This window comes from Leisingera sp. SA215 (assembly GCF_055902035.1).
This window is the reverse complement of record NZ_JBVVXU010000001.1, coordinates 600,787-625,643: the sequence shown is the minus strand read 5'-3', so window position 1 is coordinate 625,643 and position 24,857 is coordinate 600,787. Positions and strand designations below refer to the sequence as shown.

Annotated in this window: 21 protein-coding genes, 1 tRNA gene and 1 other RNA gene; 14 read left to right on the top strand and 9 right to left on the bottom strand. The window is 61.8% G+C overall.

Annotated elements, in window-relative coordinates:
• Positions 1 to 215 precede the first annotated feature (215 nt).
• Positions 216 to 782, top strand: a complete 567-nt coding sequence (locus tag AC0KW6_RS02955; protein ID WP_323783222.1) for a hypothetical protein — start codon at positions 216 to 218, stop codon at positions 780 to 782.
• 88 nt (positions 783 to 870) lie between these two features.
• Here the strand turns inward: AC0KW6_RS02955 and AC0KW6_RS02950 are convergent, their stop codons facing one another.
• The 6 genes from AC0KW6_RS02950 to AC0KW6_RS02925 all read right to left on the bottom strand — a co-directional run bounded on the left by AC0KW6_RS02950 (position 871) and on the right by AC0KW6_RS02925 (position 5,795).
• Positions 871 to 1,344, bottom strand: coding sequence for an SspB family protein (locus AC0KW6_RS02950; protein ID WP_323783225.1), 474 nt, complete (start codon positions 1,342 to 1,344; stop codon positions 871 to 873).
• Positions 1,345 to 1,461: 117 nt separating this feature from the next.
• The gene (gene chrA, locus AC0KW6_RS02945; RefSeq protein WP_323783228.1) at positions 1,462 to 2,733 is read right to left on the bottom strand and encodes a chromate efflux transporter; all 1,272 of its coding nucleotides are present in this window, start codon (positions 2,731 to 2,733) and stop codon (positions 1,462 to 1,464) included.
• Positions 2,730 to 3,545 carry a chromate resistance protein ChrB domain-containing protein gene (locus AC0KW6_RS02940; protein WP_474034026.1) on the bottom strand — a complete coding sequence of 272 codons (816 nt, stop codon included), beginning with the start codon at positions 3,543 to 3,545 and terminating at the stop codon, positions 2,730 to 2,732. Before AC0KW6_RS02940 ends, chrA begins: the two co-directional genes overlap by 4 nt.
• A 140-nt stretch (positions 3,546 to 3,685) precedes the next feature.
• The gene (locus tag AC0KW6_RS02935; protein WP_474034025.1) at positions 3,686 to 4,111 is read right to left on the bottom strand and encodes a nuclear transport factor 2 family protein; all 426 of its coding nucleotides are present in this window, start codon (positions 4,109 to 4,111) and stop codon (positions 3,686 to 3,688) included.
• Positions 4,112 to 4,416: 305 nt separating this feature from the next.
• Positions 4,417 to 4,769, bottom strand: a transfer-messenger RNA (tmRNA) gene (gene ssrA / locus AC0KW6_RS02930).
• A gap of 297 nt (positions 4,770 to 5,066) precedes the next feature.
• On the bottom strand, positions 5,067 to 5,795 hold the full coding sequence (locus AC0KW6_RS02925) for a FadR/GntR family transcriptional regulator (RefSeq protein WP_474034024.1): 729 nt from the start codon (positions 5,793 to 5,795) through the stop codon (positions 5,067 to 5,069).
• Between the two features lie 493 nt (positions 5,796 to 6,288).
• Between AC0KW6_RS02925 and AC0KW6_RS02920 the strand changes: the two genes are divergently transcribed.
• The 3 genes from AC0KW6_RS02920 to AC0KW6_RS02910 all read left to right on the top strand — a co-directional run bounded on the left by AC0KW6_RS02920 (position 6,289) and on the right by AC0KW6_RS02910 (position 10,330).
• Positions 6,289 to 7,383, top strand: coding sequence for a dimethylsulfoniopropionate demethylase (locus AC0KW6_RS02920; RefSeq protein ID WP_474034023.1), 1,095 nt, complete (start codon positions 6,289 to 6,291; stop codon positions 7,381 to 7,383).
• A 94-nt stretch (positions 7,384 to 7,477) separates the two neighbouring features.
• Positions 7,478 to 8,470, top strand: a complete 993-nt coding sequence (gene acuI, locus AC0KW6_RS02915; RefSeq protein WP_323784197.1) for an acryloyl-CoA reductase — start codon at positions 7,478 to 7,480, stop codon at positions 8,468 to 8,470.
• A 264-nt stretch (positions 8,471 to 8,734) separates the two neighbouring features.
• Positions 8,735 to 10,330, top strand: coding sequence for a BCCT family transporter (locus tag AC0KW6_RS02910; RefSeq protein WP_474034022.1), 1,596 nt, complete (start codon positions 8,735 to 8,737; stop codon positions 10,328 to 10,330).
• A 59-nt stretch (positions 10,331 to 10,389) separates the two neighbouring features.
• Here the strand turns inward: AC0KW6_RS02910 and AC0KW6_RS02905 are convergent, their stop codons facing one another.
• The gene (locus AC0KW6_RS02905; protein ID WP_474034021.1) at positions 10,390 to 10,803 is read right to left on the bottom strand and encodes a VOC family protein; all 414 of its coding nucleotides are present in this window, start codon (positions 10,801 to 10,803) and stop codon (positions 10,390 to 10,392) included.
• A 212-nt stretch (positions 10,804 to 11,015) separates the two neighbouring features.
• Here AC0KW6_RS02905 and AC0KW6_RS02900 point away from each other — a divergent pair, with 212 nt between their 5' ends.
• From AC0KW6_RS02900 to AC0KW6_RS02860, 9 genes are all read left to right on the top strand, one after another.
• The gene (locus tag AC0KW6_RS02900) at positions 11,016 to 12,251 is read left to right on the top strand and encodes an aminotransferase class V-fold PLP-dependent enzyme (protein WP_323784148.1); all 1,236 of its coding nucleotides are present in this window, start codon (positions 11,016 to 11,018) and stop codon (positions 12,249 to 12,251) included.
• 17 nt (positions 12,252 to 12,268) lie between these two features.
• Positions 12,269 to 13,693, top strand: coding sequence for a cryptochrome/photolyase family protein (locus AC0KW6_RS02895; RefSeq protein ID WP_474034020.1), 1,425 nt, complete (start codon positions 12,269 to 12,271; stop codon positions 13,691 to 13,693).
• Positions 13,694 to 13,771: 78 nt separating this feature from the next.
• Positions 13,772 to 14,977 (top strand): class I SAM-dependent methyltransferase, encoded by a 1,206-nt coding sequence (locus AC0KW6_RS02890; protein WP_474034019.1) that lies wholly within the window; start codon positions 13,772 to 13,774, stop codon positions 14,975 to 14,977.
• Between the two features lie 30 nt (positions 14,978 to 15,007).
• Positions 15,008 to 15,448, top strand: a complete 441-nt coding sequence (locus AC0KW6_RS02885) for a TrgA family protein (RefSeq protein ID WP_323784205.1) — start codon at positions 15,008 to 15,010, stop codon at positions 15,446 to 15,448.
• Positions 15,449 to 15,477: 29 nt separating this feature from the next.
• Entirely contained in the window at positions 15,478 to 16,602 is a 1,125-nt protein-coding gene (locus tag AC0KW6_RS02880) for an NUDIX domain-containing protein (RefSeq protein WP_474034018.1), read from the top strand.
• Positions 16,603 to 16,670: 68 nt separating this feature from the next.
• Entirely contained in the window at positions 16,671 to 17,705 is a 1,035-nt protein-coding gene (locus AC0KW6_RS02875) for a cysteine synthase A (RefSeq protein ID WP_474034017.1), read from the top strand.
• Positions 17,702 to 20,176: a DUF3772 domain-containing protein gene (locus AC0KW6_RS02870; RefSeq protein ID WP_474034016.1), complete on the top strand. Its 2,475-nt coding sequence runs from the start codon at positions 17,702 to 17,704 to the stop codon at positions 20,174 to 20,176. Before AC0KW6_RS02875 ends, AC0KW6_RS02870 begins: the two co-directional genes overlap by 4 nt.
• Positions 20,163 to 20,888, top strand: a complete 726-nt coding sequence (locus AC0KW6_RS02865; RefSeq protein WP_474034015.1) for an alanyl-tRNA editing protein — start codon at positions 20,163 to 20,165, stop codon at positions 20,886 to 20,888. The genes AC0KW6_RS02870 and AC0KW6_RS02865 overlap by 14 nt, the downstream gene beginning before the upstream one ends.
• Before the next feature lie 78 nt (positions 20,889 to 20,966).
• Positions 20,967 to 21,056: transfer RNA gene (locus AC0KW6_RS02860), tRNA-Ser, on the top strand.
• Positions 21,057 to 21,087: 31 nt separating this feature from the next.
• Here the strand turns inward: AC0KW6_RS02860 and AC0KW6_RS02855 are convergent.
• Complete coding sequence (locus tag AC0KW6_RS02855) at positions 21,088 to 21,291, bottom strand: hypothetical protein (RefSeq protein WP_323783591.1); 204 nt, start codon at positions 21,289 to 21,291, stop codon at positions 21,088 to 21,090.
• A gap of 590 nt (positions 21,292 to 21,881) precedes the next feature.
• On the opposite strand from AC0KW6_RS02855, the gene AC0KW6_RS02850 reads away from it, so the two are divergent.
• Complete coding sequence (locus AC0KW6_RS02850; RefSeq protein WP_474034014.1) at positions 21,882 to 24,116, top strand: Hint domain-containing protein; 2,235 nt, start codon at positions 21,882 to 21,884, stop codon at positions 24,114 to 24,116.
• Positions 24,117 to 24,222: 106 nt separating this feature from the next.
• On the opposite strand, the gene AC0KW6_RS02845 is transcribed toward AC0KW6_RS02850, so the two are convergent.
• Positions 24,223 to 24,804, bottom strand: coding sequence for a nucleotidyltransferase family protein (locus AC0KW6_RS02845; protein ID WP_474034013.1), 582 nt, complete (start codon positions 24,802 to 24,804; stop codon positions 24,223 to 24,225).
• Positions 24,805 to 24,857 lie beyond the last annotated feature (53 nt).

Sequence of the window (24,857 nt, the reverse complement as noted above, 5' to 3'; positions counted from 1 at the left end):
TCTTCTCTCCGTTGGGTATGCGATTGTATGCCGTGTAGCCTGCGCAGTGCCGCGGCGCAATTGGCCAGTTGCGCGCAGCATAGCCAAAAGGCAGGTGAGGTATAGTATCGATTTGGCGCAATCCAATCCACGCTGTTGCTTCAATCCATGCTATGGTTACAGTGAGCGGGATGGGGCGGGAAACGGGCGATTTTGTATCCGGAAAGGAAAAGAACGTGCCAATCCGTCTGTGTGCTGTTCTGTCAGTGAAATCCCTGGCTGTGCCTGCATTGGCAGCCTGTGTTCTGCTGTGCGGAGCTGTGCAGGGGATTGCCGCAGGTATTGCGCAGTTTTCCGGCGAATATGCAGGCAGCGTCGACGTCGTCAAAGCGGATGGCGACATTGACCCCCGGGATATGAGCGTCACCATCCATGAGATGAAAAAAGGGTTCACTATCGAATGGACCGCGACCACCGAAAAGGATGACGGCCGCAAAAAGACCAAGACCTATGAAATCGAATTTCTGCAAAGCGGGCGCGAAGGTGTCTACTCTGCGGCGATGACGCGCAATGTGTTTGGTCACGCGGTGCCGCTGAACCCGATGGAGGGCGAACCCTTTGTCTGGGGGCGCCTGACCGGCGATACGCTGACAGTCTTTTCGCTGTTTATTCACCCGAACGGCGACTACGAAATGCAGCAGTATGACAGGACCCTGGCCGATGGCGGGCTGGAGCTGGTTTATATTTCACGGTTGAACGGCGAACCGCGTCGCAAGCTGGAAACCTTCCTGGCCAGGCAATAGGCCAGGAAACCAGCGGGACATGCAAAAACAGGACATGAAAACGGCAGCTGGCCGGGCTGCCTGATACTGCGTCAAGAGGCAGTGCCGCCTATTTGCGGAAGCTGTCCAGTGACACGACATCCGCGTCTTTCTTGTCGTTCTCTTGCTCCTCAGCGTCGTTCGGTTCCTCAGCCGGATCCATCACCGTGGAGTAGCCTTCCGGCTCTTCATCGGCGGACTCGAACCGCAGTCCGAATTCCACTGACGGGTCCACAAATGTGCGGATTGCGTCATAGGGGATATAGAGCGGTTCCGGGGAGTCACCGAAGTTCAGAGTGACCGCAAAGCCGTCCTCATCCACGGTCAGATTGTCGAACCAATGCTGCATGACCACAGTCATCTCACCCGGATACCGGTCGGACAGCCAATCGGCCAGTTCCACATCCGGGTGGGCTGTATCGAAGGTGATGAAAAAGTGGTGGTTACCGGGCAAGCCGTTGTCAGAGATATCCTGCAGCACGGTCCGGATCAGGCCGCGCATGGCAGAGTGCATCAGGTTGCCATAGTCGATTTCACGGGACATGCAGTCACCCTTTGTTCATTTGTTCCCAGCATAGGAGATTCTGGCGGAAACAAAAGGGCAGCCTTTTCACGGACCGAAAATTTCTTGCGGCTGACGGCACTTTGCGGGCATCGGCAGTCAGCTGATTGCAAACGGGAATTCTGCAATGGCCAGACCGGCTGCTGCCATCACTGCCAGCAGCAGCAGCATATTACCGCGCACCACCCAGTCGGCAAGCGGCGCCAGCAGAACCAGCAGAACCGCTGTGCTGTTCATGCTGCTCCAGACCGGAACAGGCATGTGCAGAATACCGGCCTCAAACACCTGCGTTCCGGTAAAGGCCACATGTATCATGAACCACACGGACAGGTTCAGAATGACACCCGCCACCGTGGCCGTTACCGCCTTCAGCGCCATGCCAAGCCGCGGATGCGCGGCGATACGCTCAACATAAGGCGCCGCGGCAAAGATCCACAGAAAACATGGCATGAAGGTCGCCCAAAGCGCCACCGCGCCTGCAGCCAGGAACAGCCCGGACCCGCCCTGCGTCAGTCCGGACAACATGGCGACGAACTGGGTGACCAAGATCAACGGGCCAGGGGTTGTTTCGGCCAGGCCCAGGGCATCGATCATCTGCCCGGCGCTGATCCAGCCGAATTGGCTGACCACGGTCTGGCTGATATAGGCCAGCACCGCATAGGCACCGCCAAAGGTCACCACGGCCAGTTTGGAAAAGAACCAGCCGATGTCCGCCAGAAAACCTGCTCCGGACAGCGACAAGGCAATCAGCGGCAGCAGCCACAACCCGCCCCAGACCGCAATTATGCGCAGAGTGCTGCCATTGCGGGCAGGCGTGTTGTGTGCGGGATCACCGGTGCTGCTGTCCTTGCGCAGCAGGCCAAAGCAGGCGGCGGCCAGCACCACCATCGGAAACGGCAGGTTGAACAGGAACAGCGCTGCAAAGCCGAACCCCGCCAGCGCCCAGTCCAGCGGATGGTTCAGGGCTTTGCCCGCCAGCCGCCGCAGCGCTTGCAGGATAATGACAACCACCGCCGCCTTGACCCCCAGAAACGCGGATTGCACCGCGGGCAGGGTGCCGTATTGCGCATAGAGCCAGACCAGCGCCGCAATCACCGCCGCACCCGGCAGCACAAACAGCAGCCCCGCCAGCAGCCCGCCGGCGGTGCCGCGCATCCGCCAGCCGGTATAGGTTGCCAGCTGCATCGCCTCCGGCCCCGGCAGCAGCATGCAAAAGGAAAGGCCGCGCAGGAAGCTGTCCTCGCTCAGCCAGGGGCGGTCTTCAACCAGCTCCTTGTGCATCACTGAAATCTGCGCCGCGGGGCCGCCAAAGCTCAGTACCCCGATACGCCCGAAGACACGGAACATCTCCGTCCAGCTGGGGGGGCTCATGCTGTCCGGTCCGCGGGCCAGTCGTGGCCTTCGCCCTGGCCATCACGAGCCCAGCGGTATAGCGCATCATATAGGGTCATGCCTGCCTCAAGCTGCTGATGGTCGTCCTTGAACTGGCGCGACAGCCCGACCGAGAGGGCCAGCAGCCCCGCTGCCTCGGGCGCCAGGTCGTGCCGGTTGGTGTCGGCGCCTCTTACAACCAGGGACAGCCTGTCCAGCGCCGGTGTCCTCAGCCCGAATTCGTCCAGCATGGTGTCAAAAGTGCAAAGCGGCCCGCGATGCGACCAAAACACGTCCTCAACATCAAACGGCGTGGCGCCAAAGCGGTCTGCAACTCCGGCCACCTCTGACGGCGAGACATACAGAATACGCGCTTTGGGATCCACAAAGCGGCGGATCAGCCAGGGGCAAGCGATGCGGTCGATCTTGGGGCGGTGGCGGGTCACCCACAGAGTGCTGCCGCCCTCCGGGGCAGGCAGGGCGCTGGCAGGGATCCGCGGCGCATCTTTCAGGGTTCGCCAGGCAAACATGCCGCCCTGCAGATATTCCGCCTCAATCCCGTCATTGCGAAGCCAGGCGGCCATGCCTTGCGACAGTTTAATGCCCTTCTGGCAGATCACCACGCAACACCGCCCGTCGAGGCGGGCCTTGAGGCCATCGATATCCCGATGGGGATGGCGGCAGGAACCGGGTATCAGAAACGGATCCGCGGCAAAGTCCTCGTCAATGCAGATATCCACCAGCACCGGCGCAGTGGGCGTGCCGATCAGACGCAGGAGCTGGGCAGGGGTGATTTCATTCGGGGCAGCCATGAGCATGTCTCCTCGCGAGCAAGGTTAACATGCGAACCTTGGGCTTGTCGCCTCACGGGGCGTTCGCGTTTGTCCCCATAGCTCTTAGAGACCGCATTTGCGGCAGCCTTGTCAAGACTGCACGAGGCAGTCAATGCGGGTCACTTCAACCGTTCGCCTGTCATGCAAACCGCGAGGGCCTCGGGCGGCAGCTGTCCCAGTTTCTCAAACATCTGGAAGTAGTCCATATTGGAGTGCAGTTCGGCGATCCTGCCCTCCTCCACCCGGGCTATCAACTGACCGGTGATCTGGAAGGGCGTGCCATCGCTTGGCTTGCTGGTGCGAACCAAAAGCCGGATGGCAACCCAGTCGGCGGCTTCCATTGCATGGGTGAAGGTGACTGTCATCGGCCCCAGCAGGTTGCGCAGAGCCGCGACAACTTCGCCATAGTCGCATTCAGGTTCTGCAAGGGCAGCGATTGCGCCGGAAATCAACGTGTCTGGGGTCATCACTTCGGCAACTGCGTCCATATTCCCTTTGCGCCAAACCTCTTCGAACCAGTAATACAGCAGCCGGGTCACAGGCATATCAGCCGGGCTTGCGGGGTCAAAGGGGGCTGCCATGGCCGGGGCGCAATCCGCTGCATGCTGCGTTAGACCGAGCGCAGGCGCTGTCCGGCGCGGGGACACTGGGTCAAATTCGGGTTTGCTGATAGATTTGGACATCCTAATCCTGAGTGCGTTCTTCTCCGGGCAGATAGCGGCGGGTAGGGGCAGGCCGCAGACCGGTTTTGTTTCAAGCATCGGTGGTATCGCTGCCGCCAGCAGATTTGAACCGCCCATACGATAATTCCGGCAGTTTGGCGTGACAGCAATTTAGTCTCAGGGCGGAAAGTGCAGGTTTCTGTTGCCAGGTACCTGCGAACCCCGCCTTACACTGCTAGGCGCAAGGACTTAGTTTCGGCGACTCGAACTGCTTACGCAGCCAGAGCCATTGCCGGAGCACGATTGTCATTTGCAATTGTACTGTTTGGGCCGGTACGGTGGCACCCCGCCGAGACAAAGCTAACCCCTTTAGACGTCCGTCGATCCTGTTTCGACCCCATGATCCCCAAATGAAGGATGTTTGGTGGAGTCGCCGGGTACCGCCCCCGGGTCCGATCCGCTTATTACGAGCGCGTTTATGTCCATAGTTCCGCAAGGGAACAGTGGCTATATAGTCTGCTTCTTTCGGGTTGCAAAGGGGGGAACCGGAATTCTGCGAGGAATCCGGTCAGATTTCAAGCGCGGAGGACGGGTCATCTGCCGCTGGCCGAGCCGCTGAAAACCCTAGTAGGACTTTGGCCATTTCCCGCACCGGGAAACGGCGGTGTCACGCCAGCCTGCGGATCTTGGTATTGTTCCGGAAAAACAATCACTTGACTGTGGTTTTGCACTGCTTGGAAGGCACAGATATTGTGCAGCCGGATGTCAGATTGAAATCCCGAACGGGGGTTGACCTTGGCCCCGGTGTTCGGTTCACGGTCAGCAATGTGCTGCGCTTCTACTTATGCGCCCGGGCCGCAAAGACATCGGACGCCAGCTTGCGCGTTTCGTTTTCCAGGTCTTGCAGGCCTGCGGTGGCAGCGCCGCCGTTGCCTGCTTCAATGGCATCGGCAATGCGGGTGTGAAGGCCGGTGATCACCTCGCGGTCGCGGGCGGTGAAGGTGATCATGTTCATCAAGGGTTGCATCGCCTCCACCGCGCCGGCCAGCTGATAGGACAGCACCGGATTGCCGGCCCCGTCCACCAGCGCCCGGTGAAACGCCACATCGGAGGCGCAAAATGCCACATCGGTCAGCCCCGGCTGACCCTGGCGGAAGATCTCTGTCCGCATAGTGGCCAGGTGATCGGCGCTGCGCCGCGCTGCCGACAGCGGCGCACAGGCACGCTCCAGCGCGTAACGCGCCTCGCAAGCGGTATCAAAACTCACCGCGTTCATGCTCAGCAGCAGGGTCGAGGTGGTGACCTGCTGCGAATAGGCGTCCTCAAAGCTCAGACGGTTCACAAACGCCCCGCCGGAGGCGCCGCGCTGGGTGCGGATCAAGGATTGCGCAGCCAATCGCTTCAACGCTTCCCGCACGGTGGAGCGGGAGACCTGAAACTGCTCCGACAACTCGCTTTCGGACGGCAGCCGCTCATCCACGATCAGCGCCCCCGAGATGATGGCATCCTTGATAGCCTGCGCTATCTGAACCGAAAGATCGGCGGAACTGTTGGGGTCAATCTTCATGCTCAGGCCCTGACGCAGCACTACGCCGGAGGTGCCCCGGCAAAAAAACATTTGTCCGACATTTAAAAGTCTGACATTTAAAATGCAAGGTGTGAGTCGGGGGAATGCAATGCTCGGATCATCCATGCGCAACGTTCCGCGGCTTGGGTTCATAGCCGCCATACCGGCGTCCGGTGGAGGGTTTGTTCCATGAACGCCGGCATGGGGCTGCAACTAACCGGCCGTCCCGGTCCTATAGCCGGGGCCATGCGCAGGGGAGATCTCGGTGATCGCTTACTCACTCGGTGCCGGAGGATAACCAATTGAAAACCTGCCAGCGTCCAAAGGCCGCGTCAGCCGATCGGGCGGTCACGAAGGAGCTGTTTCTGAACTGCCCTTCAAACGTGCCCAGCCCCTGTGTGGACTCGCTTGGCGCGCCTCCGAAGGCGGGCGGCCTGGACCGGCACCGCCCGAGGCAAACTGCAATGTGTAACGCTCATACGGAGAATTGAGCATGGCGAATATCTTTCCGTCCCGCCGCATCCGGCGCACGCCCTTTTCCAAAGGGGTCGAGGCTGCAGGCGTCAAGGGGTATACTGTCTACAACCACATGCTGCTGGCGACAGTGTTTGAAAGTCTTGAATACGACTGCGCACACCTCAAGGAGCATGTGCAGGTCTGGGATGTGTCCTGCGAACGGCAGGTCAGCATCAAAGGGCCGGACGCGCTGCGGCTGCTGAAACTGATCAGCCCGCGCGACATGGACCGGATGGCGGACGATCAGTGCTATTATGTTCCGGTGGTGGATCATAACGGCGGCATGCTGAATGATCCGGTGGCGGTAAAGCTGGCGGCGGACCACTACTGGCTGTCGCTGGCCGATGGCGACCTGCTGCAGTTCGTACTGGGCATCGCAATTGCCAAGGGATTTGACGTCGAGATCGTGGAACCTGACGTTTCGCCGCTGGCTGTACAAGGCCCCCGGGCCGATGAACTGATGGCGCGGGTGTTTGGCGATGCGGTACGCGATATCCGCTTCTTCCGTTACAAGCGGCTTGCGTTCCAGGGTGCCGAACTGGTGGTTGCGCGCTCAGGCTGGTCCAAACAGGGCGGGTTTGAGGTTTATGTAGAAGGGGCGGATCTGGGCATGCCGCTGTGGGATGCATTGTTCGAGGCCGGAGAGGACATGTACGTGCGGGCGGGGTGCCCGAATACCATCGAACGCATCGAAAGCGGGCTGCTGAGTTACGGCAACGACATGACCCGCGAGAACACCCCATATGAATGCAGGCTGGGCAAGTTCTGCAATTCGCCCGAAGACTACATCGGCAAGGCCGCACTGGCGGAACAGGCGGCATGCGGTCCCGGCCGGCAAATCCGCCCGCTGGTGATCGGCGGAGAGATCCCATCCTGCCTGGACGCTTGGCCGCTTTTTGCAGATGGCCGCCAAGTCGGGCAGGTGGGATCAGCCATCTTCTCCCCCGAATTCGGGGTGAATGCAGCGATTGGAATGGTGGACCAAAGCCATTGGGAGCCGGGAACGGTGATGGAGGTCGACACCGGGGCAGGGATGCTGCCTGCAACGGTGCAAGACAGGTTCTGGCGCTAAGAAAGGGGGGGCGCTGACCCCGCCCCGGCAAGCCACGGCCTGCCGGGAGTATTTTTGGCAAGAGGAAAAACACCTCTGGGAAAGGGAATGTGAAATGTTCAATGCATTGGTCGTAAACAAGGATGAGGACAGCGGGAAAACCTCTGCTGCAGTTCAGCAGCTGAGCCTGGAAGATTTGCCTGAGGGCGAGGTGACCGTCGCGGTCGATTATTCCACCGTGAACTACAAGGACGGCCTGTGCATCGGTCCCGGCGGCGGGCTGGTGCGCAAGTATCCGCATGTGCCGGGGATAGATTTTGCCGGCACGGTCGAAGCGTCCTCCGACGAGCGTTACAAACCCGGTGACAAAGTGGTGCTGACCGGCTGGCGGGTGGGCGAGGCGCATTGGGGCGGCTATTCGCAAAAGGCCAACGTGCGCGCCGACTGGCTGGTCCCGTTGCCCGAGGGGCTGGATACCCGCCAGGCGATGGCGGTGGGAACCGCAGGCTTCACTGCCATGCTGGCGGTGATGGCGCTGGAGGACCACGGGCTGGAGCCTGGCCATGGCCCGGTGCTGGTGACAGGTGCCGCGGGCGGTGTCGGCTCGGTGGCCACTGCAATCCTTGCCAGCCTGGGCTACGAGGTTGCAGGCGTGACCGGCCGGCCGGAAACTGCGGATTATTTGAAATCTCTAGGCGCTGCGCTGATCGTCGCGCGTGAAGAGATCAACGAGACCACCAAACGGCCGCTGGAAAGCGAAAGCTGGGCGGGCTGCATCGATGCGGTCGGAGGCGCTATGCTGGCCCGCGTGCTTGGGCAGATGAAATACGGTGCCTCAGTCTCTGCCGTCGGCCTGGCTGGCGGGGCCGGGTTGCCCGCCACCGTCATCCCCTTCCTGCTGCGCGGAGTGAACCTCTTGGGCATCGATTCAGTCATGCAGCCTTATGACAACCGTCTGCGGGCCTGGCAGCGGATCGCCAATGATCTGCCGATGGACAAGCTGGAAGCGATGGTCCAGCCTGCCGTGCTGAGCGACCTTCCGCAGCTGGGCGCAGATATCCTCAAGGGCCAGGTCAAGGGCCGGGTTGTGGTTGATGTGAACGGCTGATCCAGCCTGGAACGACAGCATCGGAAAGGGCTGGTTCTTCCGGCCCTTTTCCAGTTCCGGACCGCTGGGCCGTCCGCAAACCGGAGGTCTGGAGACTTGTTTGCAATGCGGCATTCCGGTTGATAGTTGCGCAGTTCACGCTGGACACCTCTGTCATTAATCCGTTGCAATGTCGTTTTCCGCCGATGAGGGGTCCAAATTGCAAATCCTCCGGGCGCCATTCCCGCTGATGAAAAGCCCACAGACTATTCGGGGAGACACGCTATGACGACTGAAATCAACGAATCCGAGGCCGACTATGAGGTCGGCCAGGATAACATCCAGGTCATGGGCCTGGATGTTCACAACCCTGTCTTTGCCATTTCCGCGGTGACCATCGTCGCCTTCGTGATCCTCTCCCTGGTGTTCAAGGACCAGGCGGCGGCATTCTTTGGCTGGCTGCGCCCGGCGCTGACCAGCAAGTTTGACTGGGTCTTCATGATCTCGACGAACATCTTTGTGCTGTTCTCGCTGTTCCTGGTGGTATCGCCCTATGGCAAGATCCGGCTGGGTGGCGACGATGCGCGGCCGGACTATTCCTATGCCGGCTGGTTTGCGATGCTGTTCGCCGCCGGTATGGGCATTGGCCTGGTGTTCTGGGGGGTGGCTGAGCCGATCTCGCATTTCGGCGCATCGCTGGGCGGCACCGCTGCCGGCGGCGATGGGCTGCGCACTGACTGGGCGCCCTTGGGGGGCGCTGCAGGCGATGATGCGGCCGCGCAGAGGCTGGCAATGGCTGCAACCATCTTCCACTGGGGCCTGCATCCCTGGGCAGTCTATGCGGTGGTGGCACTGGCACTGGCTTTTTTCTCTTTCAACCGTGGCCTGCCGCTGACTATGCGCTCGGTGTTTTACCCGCTGTTCGGCAATGCGACCTGGGGCGTGCTGGGCCATATCATTGACGTGCTGGCGGTCTTTGCCACCATCTTTGGCCTGGCAACCTCTCTGGGCCTGGGCGCGACCCAGGCGCTGGCGGGATTGAACTATCTGTTCGGCGTGCCTGTCACCGACAGCATGAAGGTGCTCCTGATTGTCGCTATCACCCTGTTTGCGCTGGTCTCGGTTGTGGCCGGGCTGGAAAAGGGCGTGAAGCGCCTGTCCGAGGCCAACATGATTCTGGCTGCCGCCTTGCTGCTTCTGGTGCTGATCGTTGGCCCGACTTTGGCGATCCTGTCCGGCTTTTTCACCAATCTTGCTGATTATGTGGTGACCCTGCCGCAGCTGGCCAACTGGGTGGGCCGCGAGGACACCAACTTTCTGCAGGGCTGGACCACATTCTACTGGGCTTGGTGGATCTCCTGGTCGCCGTTTGTCGGCATGTTCATTGCCCGCATCTCGCGCGGCCGCACCGTGCGTGAGTTTGTCACATGCGTGCTGCTGATCCCGACTGTCGTCGGCGCCCTGTGGATGAGCGTCTTTGGCGGCGCCGCGCTGGATTTGGTGACAGGCGAGACCGGACAGGCGCTGCAGGATGCAGCGCTGGAACTGAAGATGTTCAAGCTGTTCGAGACCTATCCCCTGACCGGGATCCTGTCCTTTGTCGGCATCATCCTGGTGGTGGTCTTCTTCGTGACTTCCTCGGACTCCGGCTCGTTGGTGATCGACACCATCACAGCAGGCGGCAAGACCGATGCACCGACCGCACAGCGCGTGTTCTGGTGCATTCTGGAGGGCGCGATTGCCATCGTTCTCCTGCTGGGCGGCGGTCTGGGTGCGCTGCAGGCGGCGGCGATTGCCACCGGCTTTCCGTTTGCCATCGTGCTGGTGCTGATGTGTGTTTCAGTTCTCATCGGCCTGGCCCGGGAAAAGCGCGGCAACTAAGCCGGCCCAGCAGCAAGACGTCAAAAGAGGCCTCGGGAAACCCCGGGGCCTTTTGCCTGTCATGCGTTGTACTTGAAGAAGCCAAGCGAGTTGCCATCGGGATCGGTGGCATAAAAGAACCGTCCAGGCGGGATCTCGATGGTTTCCGAAACCACTTTTCCGCCGCCATCCGTGACCCGCTCCATCACATCTTCCAACGCGCCCTCAGCCGTCAAGTGCAGCGTCGGGCCGCGGCCATCGCCGGCCGGTTTGCCGGGATAAAGGTGGAGGGCAACGCCTGTTGCCTGATCTGCGGGCTTGAACATTGCGATCGGGTTCGGGCCGCTGGTGTCGATGCTCAATGCTGCACCGGTCACCTTGGAATAAAACGTCACTGCTGCATCCAGATCGCTGACGGGCAACTCGCCCCAGACCAGGAAATCCTTGGGGGTATAGGCCATATCAAATCCTCCGTAATCGCCTGGGGTTAGCATGGCAGGTGCTCCCGACAGTTTCTGGCATTAGCGCCCGGTCCGATCCACCCGCTGCAAGCGGGGGGCACAACCAGCGTGTTATTCGGAAATTCCAGCTTGCAGGGCAGCATGTGTTCCCTCAATCCTTGTGCCGGAACGCAGCCTTGCCGGGACACCTGCCAAGAACCGAAGTCCCCAGACAGGCGCGCGCAATTTGAGGAGATGGAGAAACAATGACCGCATTGGATATCGATTTTGTCCGGGCACAGTTCCCGGCCTTTGCCGAACCCGGCCTTCAGGACCAGGCGTTTTTTGAAAACGCGGGCGGCTCCTATACGTGCCGTCAGGTGATTGACAGGCTGATCCGGTTCTATACCCAGCGCAAGGTGCAGCCCTATGCCCCTTACGAGGCCTCCCGCCTGGGCGGCGCCGAGATGGACGAGGCCCGCTCCCGTCTGGCCGCGCTGATGGGGGTGGCAACTGAGGAACTGAGCTTTGGCCCCTCAACCACCCAGAACACGTATGTGCTGTCCCAAGCCTTCCGCGCGTTCATGAAACCCGGCGAAGCCATCATCGTCACCAACCAGGATCACGAGGCCAACACCGGCCCCTGGCGCCGTCTGGCGGAGGAGGGGATCGAGATCCGCGAATGGCAGATCGACCCGCAGACCGGCCATCTGGACATAGTGCAACTGGAAACCCTGCTGGACGAAAACGTCCGTCTGGTCTGCTTCCCGCATTGTTCCAACGTGGTGGGTGAGATCAACCCGGTCGCCGAGATCACGGCCATGGCCCATGCCGCGGGTGCCTTTGTCTGCGTCGACGGCGTTTCTTATGCGCCGCACGGGCTGCCGGATGTGGATGAGCTGGGCGCCGACATCTACCTGTTCTCAGCCTATAAGACCTATGGCCCTCATCAGGGCATCATGGTGGTCCGCAAGGCGCTGGGTGCGCTGCTGCCGAACCAGGCGCATTACTTCAACGCGGACGTACTTTATAAGCGGTTCACACCGGCCGGCCCCGACCACGCCCAGGTGGCGGCCTCGGCCGGGATGGCGGATTACTTTGAAGCATTGGCGGCCCATCACGGCCACTCCGGCACTCCTGCCGAAACCGGCGCCTTTGTCCACGACCTGATGCGCGCGCATGAGATCGCGCTGCTGCAGCCGTTGCTGGATGCGGTAAAGGACCGCAACGATGTCCGTCTGCTGGGCCCCTCAACAGCAGATACCCGCGCGCCCACTGTTGCCGTAGCCTTGAACCGCCCGGCGGAACCGGTTGCCGCGGCATTGTCGGAATATGGCATCATGGCAGGCGGCGGCGATTTCTACGCTGTGCGCGCTCTTTCCGCCATGGGCGTTGATCCAAGCGAAGGCGTGCTGCGTATGAGCTTTACCCATTACACGTCCGAAGCAGAAGTGGCCAAGCTGGTCGAGGCTCTGGACCGGGTGCTGAGGTCAAACACATAAGAGGAGGGAAGCAGTTTATGAGCACCCGTCCCCTGGCGATCTGGTGGATCAGGCGGGACCTTCGTCTGTCCGACAATCCAGCCCTGACAGCCGCCTTGGCCGGGGACAGTGCTGTCCTGCCCGTCTACATCCTCGACGAACAGGACGCGGCGCTGGGCGCTGCGCCCAAGTTCCGCGTTGGACTGGGTCTGGAGCATTTCGCACGGGAACTGTCCAAGGCCGGCTCCCGTCTGATCCTGCGCCGGGGTAAGGCGCTGGATGTGCTGCAACAGCTGGCCCGCGACACCGGGGCAGGGGCTGTCCACTGGTCCCGCCTGTATGATCCGCAGGCCATTGCCCGCGACACGGATATCAAACAGCAGCTCACGGCGCAGGGGATCGAGGTCCACTCGCACGGCGGGCGGGTGCTGTTCGAGCCCTGGACGGTAGAGACCAAGACCGGCGGAATGTACAAGGTCTACACCCCGTTCTGGAAGGCCGTGCGGGGCCGCAAGGCCGGCAGCTTGCTGCGGGCACCCGCCACGTTGCCAGCACCAAAAGACTGGCCTGTTAGCGAAGACCTCTCCGCCTGGAACATGGGGGCCGCCCTGCGCCGCGGCGCGGATATCGTGGCCCGCTACTGCCGCGTCGGTGAAGCAGCCGCGTCAAACCGCCTGGACGAATTCCTCGGGGATTCTGTGGACGCCTACAAGGAGCGCCGCGACTTTCCGGGCGAGGATGCCACCTCGGGCCTGTCGGAAAATCTCGCCTGGGGTGAAATCAGCCCGCACCGCATGTGGCACTTGGGCCATGCGGCGATGGAGCGCGGCAGCCAGGGCGCCGAGCATTTTCTGAAAGAGGTCGCCTGGCGTGAATTCGCTTATCACCTGATGTATCACTCGCCGCATATTCTGACGGCCAGCTGGCGCGACGAATGGCAAGCCTTCCCTTGGTCGCAGCGGATAACCCCGCGGGTACAGGCCTGGCAGCGCGGGCAGACAGGGTACGGTTTCATAGACGCAGCCATGCGGGAGCTGTATGTGACCGGCAAGATGCACAACCGGGCCCGGATGATCGTCGCAAGTTTTCTCACCAAACATTTGATGACGCATTGGAAAATCGGCATGGACTGGTTTGCGGACACGTTGGTCGACTGGGATCCGGCCTCCAACGCCATGGGCTGGCAATGGGTGGCGGGCTCCGGCCCCGATGCCTCACCGTTTTTCCGCGTCTTCAACCCCAGCGGCCAGTTGGAAAAGTTCGACCCTTCAGGCGCTTACACCGGCCGCTGGATCGCCGAAGGCCAGGCCGCCCCTCCGCAAACCGCTTTGGATTTCTTCGATGCGGCTCCCTTGACCTGGGGCCTGTCGCCAGCGAGCCCCCGCGTGGAGCCGGTGATCAGCCTGAAAGAGGGCCGCGACCGCGCGCTCACCGCCTATCAGGGCGCGCGTGAAAACCGCTGACGCATAGTTTTCTTGCCGGAAGGCCCCCTGTGGCCTAGCTTTTTCCCTAGCCATTCCGTGTCTCACAGGGGGAAGCGCATGAAGCACACGTCCGTTGAGGGCCAGGAGAATCTGCCGCGCTACTTTGCTGCGGTGTTTGCCAAGGTTAAGGCCATGGAAGTCGGGCAGCTGGATATCCACCTGCCGGACGGGCGCATATTTTCCGCAAACGGGCGCAATCCCGGTCCCGCTGCCGACTTGCACATCCGCAATCCCGACTGTTTTGCCCGGCTGATCCGCGAAGGTGATCTCGGTTTTGCCGATGCTTACCTGGAAGGCTGGTGGAGCACATCGGACCTGCAGGCTTTTATGGATCTGGTCCATATGGGCGCCAATACCGTGTATGACGGATTTCCCGGCCAAGGCCTGGCGCGCGCCTATGAACGCTTCCGCTTCTGGCTGCACCGCAATCACCGCAAACAGGCGCAAAAGAACATCTCCTATCACTACGACCTGGGAAATGACTTCTACGGGTTGTGGCTGGATGACACGATGACCTATTCCAGCGCTCTGTTCCGCAGCGGCCAGGATAGTCTTGAGGCGGCGCAGACTGCGAAATACGCCTCGATGGTTGACCAGATGGGGGTGCAGCCCGGCGACCATGTGCTGGAGATCGGCTGCGGCTGGGGCGGTTTCGCGGAATACGCAGCCGGTCAGCGGGGACTGAAAGTCACCGGTCTGACGATCAGTAAGGAGCAGCTGAACTTTGCCCGGCAACGCTTGGAAAAGGCGGGCCTTTCCGGGCAAGTCGATTTACGCCTGCAAGATTATCGCGACTGCTGTGGCACCTTTGACGGAATCGCTTCGATCGAGATGTTCGAGGCGGTGGGTCAGAAATACTGGCCTGCCTATTTCAGCACCATCCACGACCGGCTGAAGCCCGGCGGCAAGGCTACACTGCAGATCATCACCGTCGCTGACAGGCGCTGGGAGATCTACCGCAAAGGCGTCGACTTCATCCAGAAACACATTTTCCCGGGCGGGATGCTGCCGTCGCCGCAAGTCCTGCGCGGCCAAGTCGAACGGGCAGGGCTGGGGGTGGTGCGCTCGATTGAATTCGGCGACAGTTACGACCAGACCTTGCGGCGCTGGCACGACACGTTCAACACCCGCTGGGATCAGATCGCGGGCTTGGGGTTTGATGACCGGTTCCGCAAAATGTGGAACTTTTACCTCACATCCTGTGCCGCGGCCTTTAAGGCTGGCAATTGCGACGTGACGCAGATTACAGTTGCTCATCGCTGATTGAACTGGCCGCACGGATTGTAACCAGACATGCCCACCGGAGCCCGACTGACCGCCGCCTTTTGCCTGGCTTTGGTGGCGTTTGTCGTGTCCTTCTTGGTCATGCCGCAGATGCCCGAAGGTACGGATTTCGGTTATTTCGTGCATGTGAATGTCGTGCTGGGTCTGCTGAGCGGCTGGATCTTCATGGGCAAACGCGCAGGCCGGGGCCTGGTGCCCGCGATCAACAATGGCCTGACAGGCATGGCAGTCATGGTGCTGTGGGCGCTGTTCATCCAAGGCGCGTGGGAGATGTTCCGCCTGGCCATGCGCCACCGCTATGGCGGCCCGTTTGAGGCGCTGTCGCAGATCTTTGTGATTGCATTGGATTATTTCTTTGTTATCGCTGTGCCAACCGTGCTGGTGCCATTGGCCGTGGGCGGGGTTCTGGCTGGACTCGCGGCCGAGAACGCCTCTCGCCGATGGCGCTGAAACTTCTTCTTAACAACAGGTTGTAATCCGTGGCTGATCTCTTTTTCTTTGGCACGCTGCGCCATATCCCTTTGCTTGAACTGGTGCTGGGCCGCAGCGGCGCGGCGCTTAAGGCGCAGGGTGCAAAATTGTCCGGCCATGGTGTCTATCAGGTTGCCGGCCAGCCGTTTCCGGCGATAGAGGCCCGCGACGGTGCAACGGCTGACGGCGTTCTGGTGCAAGATCTGTCGCCTGCCGATCTGGATGCGCTCAATTTTTACGAGGGCGGCTTTGGCTATGCGCTGAAACCGGTTTACGTGCAATTGGAGGACGGCAGCGCCGCCCCGGCGGAGGTTTACTTCCCCGAACCTGGCCTGTGGCGGACAGCCGAGCCCTGGGATCTGGCAGCCTGGGTGCGGAAATGGGGCGCGCTGTCCCTGCGCGCAGCCGAAGAGGTGATGTCCTATCATGGCCGGATGACCGCCGAAGAGGTGGCCCGCTGTTTCCCCTCGGTCCGCCGCCGTGCTGCCGCCTGGCTGGAGGCAAAGGACCGGCCCGGTGACGGGGTGCACGACCTTGCAAAGGACGTGATCGTCCACAGCCACAACCGCGCCTATCTGAACTTCTTCGCAATGGAGGAGATGGAACTGCAATTCCGCCGCTTCGACGGCAGCATGAGTCCGGTAATGGAACGCTCTGCCGCAATGGCCGGGCATGCGGCGGTGCTGCTGCCCTACGATCCGCTGCGTGATGAGGTGCTGCTGGTGGAGCAATTCCGCGCACCGCCGTTCATCATGGGCGAAGCGCACCCCTGGATGTGGGAGCCGGTCGCGGGCGTGATCGACCCTGGCGAGACGCCCGGCGAAACCGCGATCCGCGAAGCGCAGGAGGAGGCAGGCGTCACAGTCCAGCGCCTTGAACCGGTGGCGCAAGTCTACCCCTCCAGTGGCGCTCTGGCGGAATTTATTCATGTTTTCATAGGTATATCTGATCTTTCTGATGTCAATGGCGGCGGTGGAGTTGCGGGCGAGGGCGAGGACATCCGCAGCAGGATCCTCAGCTACGATGAGCTGATGGCGGGCGTTGATGCGCAAGTCTATCAGGACATGCCGCTGGTGACTGCGGCGCTGTGGCTGTCACGCCACCGCGGCCGGCTGCGCAACGCCTCGTCCTGAGCCGCTTCCCGCCTTGTGAACGCCGGGGCGCTTAGATACACCTTGGGGGAACGATCGAAAGGGATACCATGCGCATTGCACGCGATCTGGCTGATGCCATCGGCCACACACCTCTTATCCGCCTGAACCGCGTCAGCGAAGAGACCGGCTGCGAGATCCTGGGCAAGGCGGAATTCATGAATCCGGGCCAGTCGGTCAAGGACCGTGCCGCGCTCTATATCATCAAGGACGCGATTGCCCGCGGCGCGCTGAAGCCCGGCGGCACCATCGTTGAAGGCACTGCCGGCAACACCGGCATCGGCCTGGCGCTGGTCGGCGCCTCGATGGGGTTCAAGACGGTGATCGTGATCCCGGAAACCCAGTCGGAAGAGAAAAAGGACATGCTGCGCCTGGCCGGCGCCCAGCTGGTCCAGGTTCCGGCGGCGCCTTACAAGAACCCCAACAACTACGTGCGCTATTCCCAGCGCTTGGCGGAAAAGCTGGCCAAGACGGAACCGAACGGCGCCATCTGGGCCAATCAGTTCGACAATGTGGCGAACCGCCAGGCCCATGTGGAAACCACCGGCCCGGAAATTTGGGAACAGACTGGCGGCAAGGTTGATGGCTTTGTCTGCGCGGTCGGCTCCGGCGGCACCCTGGCTGGGGTGGCGGAAGCGCTGCAGCCCAAGGGCGTCAAAGTCGCTCTGGCCGATCCGCTGGGGGCTGCGCTGTACTCCTATTACACCACCGGCGAGCTGGCCTCCGAGGGCAGCTCAATCACCGAAGGCATCGGCCAGGGCCGGATCACCAAGAATCTGGAAGGCTTCACGCCCGACTTCAGCTACCAGGTTCCGGATGCTGAGGCGGTGCCTTATGTTTTTGATCTGCTGCACGAGGAAGGACTGGTGCTGGGCGGCTCATCCGGCATCAACATTGCCGGCGCTGTGCGTATGGCCAAGGACATGGGCCCGGGCAACACCATTGTCACCGTTCTGTGCGACTATGGCACCCGCTACCAGTCCAAACTGTTCAATCCGGATTTCCTGCGGGAGAAGAACCTGCCGGTGCCAGAATGGATGACGCATACGCCCGCGTCGATTCCAGGCGTTTTTGAGGACGTATGACACCTATCATAACCGCTTTGCGGGCTGCTTTGCTGGGGCTGGTCTTAACGGCCGGCCTTGCCTTGCCTGCGCTGGCTCAGCTGACAGCTGAATCCCGCGCCTATTACCAGGACTGGCTCAAGACCGCTGAACGCGCCGAGCAGGTGATCGACGCCCGGCGCGCCTCCAGCGCCGCGCTGGAGCAGCTGCGCAAGAAACTGACCGATTACCGCCAAAGTTTCCTGACCCAGCAGCGCGGCAACAGCGACCGCGTTGAGACCCTGCAGGGCCAGCTTGACGCGCTCGGTGCGGCTCCTGGTGAGGGCAAATCCGAACCCGAGGACATCGCCGCCCTGCGCGAGGCACTGAACACCGAACTGGACCAGCTCCAGGTGCCGCGCACGGTGTCGCTTGTGGCCTACAGCCGGGCCGACGGTCTGATCGGCGAGATTGACAAGATTATCCGCGAACGCCGCACCGAGACGCTGCTCGAACGCGGCCCTTCGCCGCTCAATCCCGAGCATTGGGGGCCGGCGGCGCGCGCGCTGAAGCGGGCCGGGCAGGCGCTGTGGAGTGAAACCCTGGCTCAGGTGACCAGCGCCACCACCTTTGAACGGGTCCGCAGTAACCTGCCCGCGATCCTCATCCTGCTGCTGTTTGCCGGGCTGCTGATCTTCCGCGGCCGCCCCTGGGCGCATTCGGCGGGTGACTACCTGCGCCAGTTCGGCAGCAGCGGCCGCGGCGTCTGGGGCTTCATCGTGTCGCTGCTGCAGGTCGGTCTGCCGCTGCTGGGGATCGTCTTTGCGGTGGCGGCGGTTAACCTGGCAGGCCTCACCGGTTCGCGTGGCTCCTTTCTGCTCGATTTCGTGCCGGGCTGGGCGTTCCTGATCCTCTCCTTCCACTGGCTCGGTAACCAGCTGTTTGCCAGCAAGATCGAAAATGACCTGATCCCGGTCCAGGAGGGGCGTCGCAACATCACTAGGCTGATGGTCGATGTGCTGGCCGTGTTGCTGGTGCTGCAGGACGCGCTGGTCAAGCTCGGCGAATTCGAGAACGTCTCTGAGCCCGCCCATGCGGTCCTCAGCTTCCCGCTAATCCTGGCCACGGCCCTGGTGCTGCTGCGGCTGCACCGCATCGGTGCCAAGCGGCGCAAGCTGCAAAGCGCCCAGGGCGAGGAAGCCGAGGACGGCGCCATTGCGGCCGGGGCCGGGCATGTGTTCTCTATCGCGCGCCGGGCGATCTACCTGCTCGGCTTCATCTCGCCGCTGCTGGCGGCGCTTGGCTATGTGAACGCCGCCGAAGCACTGGTCTACCCGGCTGCAACCACACTGGCGCTGCTGGCGGCGCTCCTGGTGCTGCACCGCTTCTTCGGCGATGTCTACGGCTGGCTGTCGGGCAAGGGCAGCGAGGCGCGCGAGTCGCTGTTCTCGGTGCTGATCGGCTTTATGCTGGCTTTGCTGGCGCTGCCGCCACTGGCGCTGATCTGGGGTGCGCGGATCGCTGACCTGACAGAGCTGTGGTCGCAGTTCCTCAAAGGCTTCCAGTTCGGCGAAACCCGGGTTTCGCCCACCGCCTTCCTGACTTTTGCGGTGATTTTTGCCACCGGTTACGCATTGACCCGGGTGCTGCAGGGAAGCCTGCGCAACACGCTGCTGCCCAAGACCAAGATCGACCCCGGCGGCCAGAACGCGATCACCTCGGGCCTCGGCTATGTCGGGATATTCCTGGCTGCGGTGGTGGCGATCTCTATGGCCGGGCTGGATCTGTCGTCGCTGGCGATTGTTGCCGGTGCGCTGTCCGTCGGCATCGGCTTCGGCCTCCAGACCATCGTCTCCAACTTCGTCTCCGGCATCATCCTCCTGATCGAACGGCCGATCTCCAAGGGCGACTGGATCGAGGTCGGCGGGCTGATGGGCTATGTGCGCGACATTTCGGTGCGCTCCACCCGGATTGAGACCTTCGACCGTACCGATGTGATCGTGCCGAACTCGGACCTGATCTCCGGCACCGTCACCAACTACACCCGCGGCAACACCGTTGGCCGGGTGATCGTGCCGGTGGGCGTGGCCTATGGCACCGATCCGCGCAAGGTCGAGGCGATCCTGAAAGAGGTTGCCAAGGACCACCCGATGGTGCTGTTGAACCCGGCGCCTTCGGTGGTGTTCCAGGGGTTTGGCGCCGACAGTCTTGATTTCGAGATCCGCGCCATCTTGCGGGACGTGAACTGGGTTCTGTCGGTGAAATCCGACATGAACTATGAAATCGCCAAACGGTTTGATGAAGAGGGGATCGAGATTCCCTTCATGCAGCGCGACATCTGGATCCGTAACCCGGAGGCATTGAACCAGGCTAAAACGCCCCCTTCGGCCGGCACCGTCTTCGCCGAAGCCCCGGCTGCGGCCTCATCGGCGCCGCCGCCGAAGCCTGACCTTGAAGATTTGCAGCTCAATCCCGACCAAGATGCCGATGGAGACACGGATGCCGACAAATGACCTGCTGTTCCGCAAGGACGCCTATGCCCGGATTAGCGAAGCGATGGTGCTGGGCCATACGGAACAGGGCGGGCTGATCCTGGACCGCACCCTGTTCTACGCCACCGGAGGCGGCCAGCCGGGGGACAGCGGCCAGCTCTTGTGGGATGATGGCCAATGCACCATTGCCACAACCGTCAAAGGCGAAGACGGTGCGGCGGTTCTGGTGCCGCAGGAGGGCGGGACGCTGCCGGCCGAAGGGGCCAAAGTTACTCAGGTGCTCGACTGGGACCGCCGCTACGGCCACATGCGGATACATACGGCGCTGCATCTATTGTCAGTGGTGATCCCGCTGAAGGTGACCGGCGGCTCTATCAGCGCGGATAAGGGCCGGCTCGATTTCAACATGCCAGAGGCGCCGCAGGACAAGCAGGCGCTGCAGGACCGGTTACAGGCCCTGATCGACCGCGATCTGGAGGTGACCGAGGATTGGATCACCGGTGCGGAACTGGACGCGAATCCGCAGCTGGTGAAAACCATGTCGGTCTCGCCGCCGCGCGGGGCAGGGCAGGTGCGCCTTGTCCGCATTGGCTCCGGGGACGCGCAGATCGATCTGCAGCCTTGCGGCGGCACCCATGTGAAACGCACTGGTGAAATCGGCAGAATCCGCCTTGGCAAGGTGGAGAAAAAGGGCAAGCAGAACCGCCGCGTCTATCTGCATCTGGAGTCCTGAAAAGAATGCGGGCCTGGGTGCTTTTTTCCCATTTCGGGCCTTGCATTTCCCCCTGCGATCCTTCAAAAGCCCCCTCACGGAGAGGTGGCCGAGTGGTCGAAGGCGCACGCCTGGAAAGTGTGTAGGCGGGAAACCGTCTCCAGGGTTCGAATCCCTGTCTCTCCGCCATAACCCGCATTGTTGACTGCAATCCTTTTCTTCAGGCCCGGCCTGACAAGGCGGCAAATACATGCTGCAGCGGATGCTGAGGCGTCAAACGAAGACCGGTCAGCGGACGCCTGCCGGTGGATTGAATAAATTCTTTAGCGTTATTTACTTTCTCCGCGGCGGCGCTGACCCTCCGTTTCGGCCGGTTGATTCGAAAGAACGCTCTGGCATTGCCGCCGCGTTGAGAAACAAACATCGGAAACGGTGAGGATTGAAATCAAATCCAAGTTATTTTCCTTGGGGCCGCTTGCGGACGGAGCTGAAAGCCGACGGTATCGCCAAATCTTCCCCTTGTTTCGAATTTGGCAACCAATTTACGCCGCCAAGCAACGAATGCGGGAAATATGTGCTGGAAATGCAATTTTAGCGTCCGATTGCCTCCGGAATCAGAAACAATCTGCGTTATCCGGCATCGGCGGCACAGCTTCAATCGGCCCGTCGGTCACAATTGGGGGAATTTTAGGCAATTTTTCGGCTTTGTGGCCGGAGGCACCTAACGTATGCATGTTTTAGCCCATTGGGGGGGCGAGTTCTGCGAGCTGCTGGATTGTGGCGGACTGCTAAAATTTAGCTTGAGTCCCTGTGCTGAAAATGTCTGCACACCGCTGATCTGAGAGCTTTTGCTTTTCGGCTGCACGCTGTTCCGGTGTGCACTCCAGAGCGTTTGCGCGTTCTGGTCCTCTCTCCGCTTGGGCTGGTGTTTTTTCGCCGGAGTTCCGCATGGCTGTGCGGCTGTCCGGCAGGCCCGAACGATGGTCTTGGGGCAAGACCGGTGAGGAGAGAGTGATGGCGAAGAGTACCGATATGCCGAATGCGGCCTTGAACGGAATTGTCGAGGGCACTTCGGGGGATGACCTGATCAATGCGGGCTACACCGGCGATCCGGAAGGCGACATGGTTGATAACGCCGATGCTACCGACCCGGCAGCAGGGCCGGATGATGATGTCATCCTCGCAGGCAGCGGCAATGACAGCATCTATGCGGGCTCGGGCGATGATACTGTTGATGGCGGCAGCGGCGATGACCTGATCCTGGGCGATGGCGTCTCCGGTGCCAATGAACCGGTCAAGATCACCATTTCCTCGACCAATGCGGCGTTCCAGAACAAGGTCTTTGCCTATACCATCGATCCGTCAACCGGCGAGATCAGCAATGTCGTGATGCTGTCGCAGAATGCCAATGCGGATGTCGGCGAGTCCTATTTTTATGATGCGCCCGCAGGCGCGGTTGTCGGCGTCGGCATCGTCAGTCCGCATGGCACTTATTACTCTTCCGGCTATGGCGCAAATGCGGGACTGAACCCCGACGGTCTGGACCACACCAAGGGGGTCTATGAATTCCCGGACGGTTCCGTCCAGCTGGGTTTTGAAGACAGCCGAAACCTCGGCGACAAGGATTTCAACGACGTCAAGCTGATCGTTGACCTCGGAATTTCCGGCACGACACTCGACACTGCGCATTTCGACTATTCCTCCGATCCTCAGGCTCCGGTTGTGCCGGGCGACGACAGCCTGACCGGCGGCGAGGGCGACGACACTATTTTCGGCGGCGGCGGAGATGACACCATCGACGGCGGCGACGGTTCCGACTCGGTCGACGGCGGGGATGGCGATGATCTGATCGACACCTCCAGGGACAGCGGTCATCCGCTGCCGGACCGGGGCTTTCCGGGCTACAGCGGCACCGACCCCGACATTCCCTTCATTCCGGCGGACGCCGATCCCTATGACGACCGGGATACCGTTCTGGGCGGCGCCGGCAATGATACCATCTCCACCGGGGATGACGCGGACCTGATCGACGGCGGTTCGGGCATGGACGTGATTGACGGCGGCATCGACGATGACACCATCTATGGCGGTTCCGATGCAGACGTTCTGATCGGCGGCGAAGGTTCCGACAGCCTGCTGGGCGGCGGCGGCAACGACACCATTTATGGCGGGCTGAACCCGGCGTTGCCGGATGGTCTGAACATCACTGACGACGGCAGCGACGGCCGTCCTGCGGATCCGGACCCGACCAACGGCAGGGACACGATAGACGGCGGTTCGGGCAATGATCTGATCTTTGGCCAGGACGACGACGACGACATTTCCGGCGGATCGGGCGATGACACCATTGATGCCGGTATCGACGACGACATCGTCCGCGGCGGCGCAGGCAACGACCTGATTACCGGCGGCCAGGGCGCCGATACCCTGTCCGGCGGCGCCGGTCGCGATACCTTCCTGGGCGGCGATGCCGGCGATGAGGTTGATGGCGGCTCAGGCGGCGACGATTTCGACACGCTGGATCTGACCGGCAGCGGCCCGTTTGAGCTGACCGGCGTCACGGTGGATGCGGATGGCAACAGCATCTCCGGCACCGTCAACTTTCTTGACGGCGACGGCGAAGTGACCGGCTCGATGACCTTTGGCGAGATCGAGCAGATCATTCCCTGCTTCACGCCGGGCACGCTGATCGCGACCCCGCAGGGGGAACGCCGGGTGGAAGACCTGCAGGCTGGCGACCGGGTGATCACCCGCGACAACGGCATTCAGGAAATCCGCTGGATTGGCACCCGCACGCTGCAGCGCCAGGAGCTGGACAGTGCTGCCCATTTGCAGCCGGTGCTGATCCGCCAGGGCGCCTTGGGCAATGGCCTGCCGGAGCGCGACATGATGGTTAGCCCCAATCACCGGGTACTGGTCGCCAATGACAAGACGGCGCTGTATTTCGAAGACCGCGAGGTTCTGGTGGCTGCCAAGCATCTGACCGGGCTGGCGGGTGTCGATGCGGTGGAAACCACCGAGGTGACCTATATCCACTTTATGTTCGATCAGCACGAAGTGGTGCTGTCCGATGGCGCCTGGACCGAGAGCTTTCAGCCGGGCGACCAGTCCTTGCGCGGGCTGGACAACGCACAGCGCAACGAACTGTTCGAGCTGTTTCCGGATCTTAAGTCAGAGAAGGGCCGGGCCGCCTATTCCGCGGCACGCCGGTCCTTGCGGAAACACGAGGCGCATCTGCTCGTGCATTGAGAAATGCTGCTGCTGTTTTGGGGGAAACGGCAGACAAGAGCAAAGCGCAGGAAGGCAGGGCCATGGGCCCTGCCTTCTCTGCATATGCAGGGGGAGAGTGCAGGGATCAGCGGCGGCTGCGCCACGCCGCCCAGTCCGCGGGCGTGTCCAGATCGGTCAGCGCATGGTTTTCCGGCAGGGGCACCATCTGCAGCGGTTCGGAGGTCAGGATGCTGCGGGCACCCTGATCCCCGCTGAGGGCTTTCAAGGCGGCGAAACAGCGGCGTGGAAACAGCACCGGGTGGCCCTGGGTGCCGTCCTCGGAGGTCGCCCGCAGGACCGGGCCGCCGTCTCCGGGGAAATGCACGGCGAGATGCAGCATGTCCTGGGTTTCAACCTCTGGCATGTCGGCGGGCAGGATCATCACGGCCTCAGCCTCTGGCGGCAGTGCCGCGACCCCGCAGCGGATCGAGGCGGCCATGCCCTCATCCGCACCGGGAACGGGTACCGGGATGGCGCTGCCGATGGCAGCCGCGCGCGGATGGGTTTTGCTGGGCAAGGTCACCAACACCGGCAGACCGGTAAGCGCCGCCCGGCGGCACATCAGGGCAAGCAGGGGCTGGCCGTCAACATCCTCCATCAGCTTGTCGCTTCCTTCCATCCGGGACGAGGCGCCTGCCGCGAGCAGGAGAATGGCGATGGCGGTCATGCGTTTCCGGGCCTTTGCACTGGGCCGCAAGGTCGGATGCCTCCGGCGGGAGT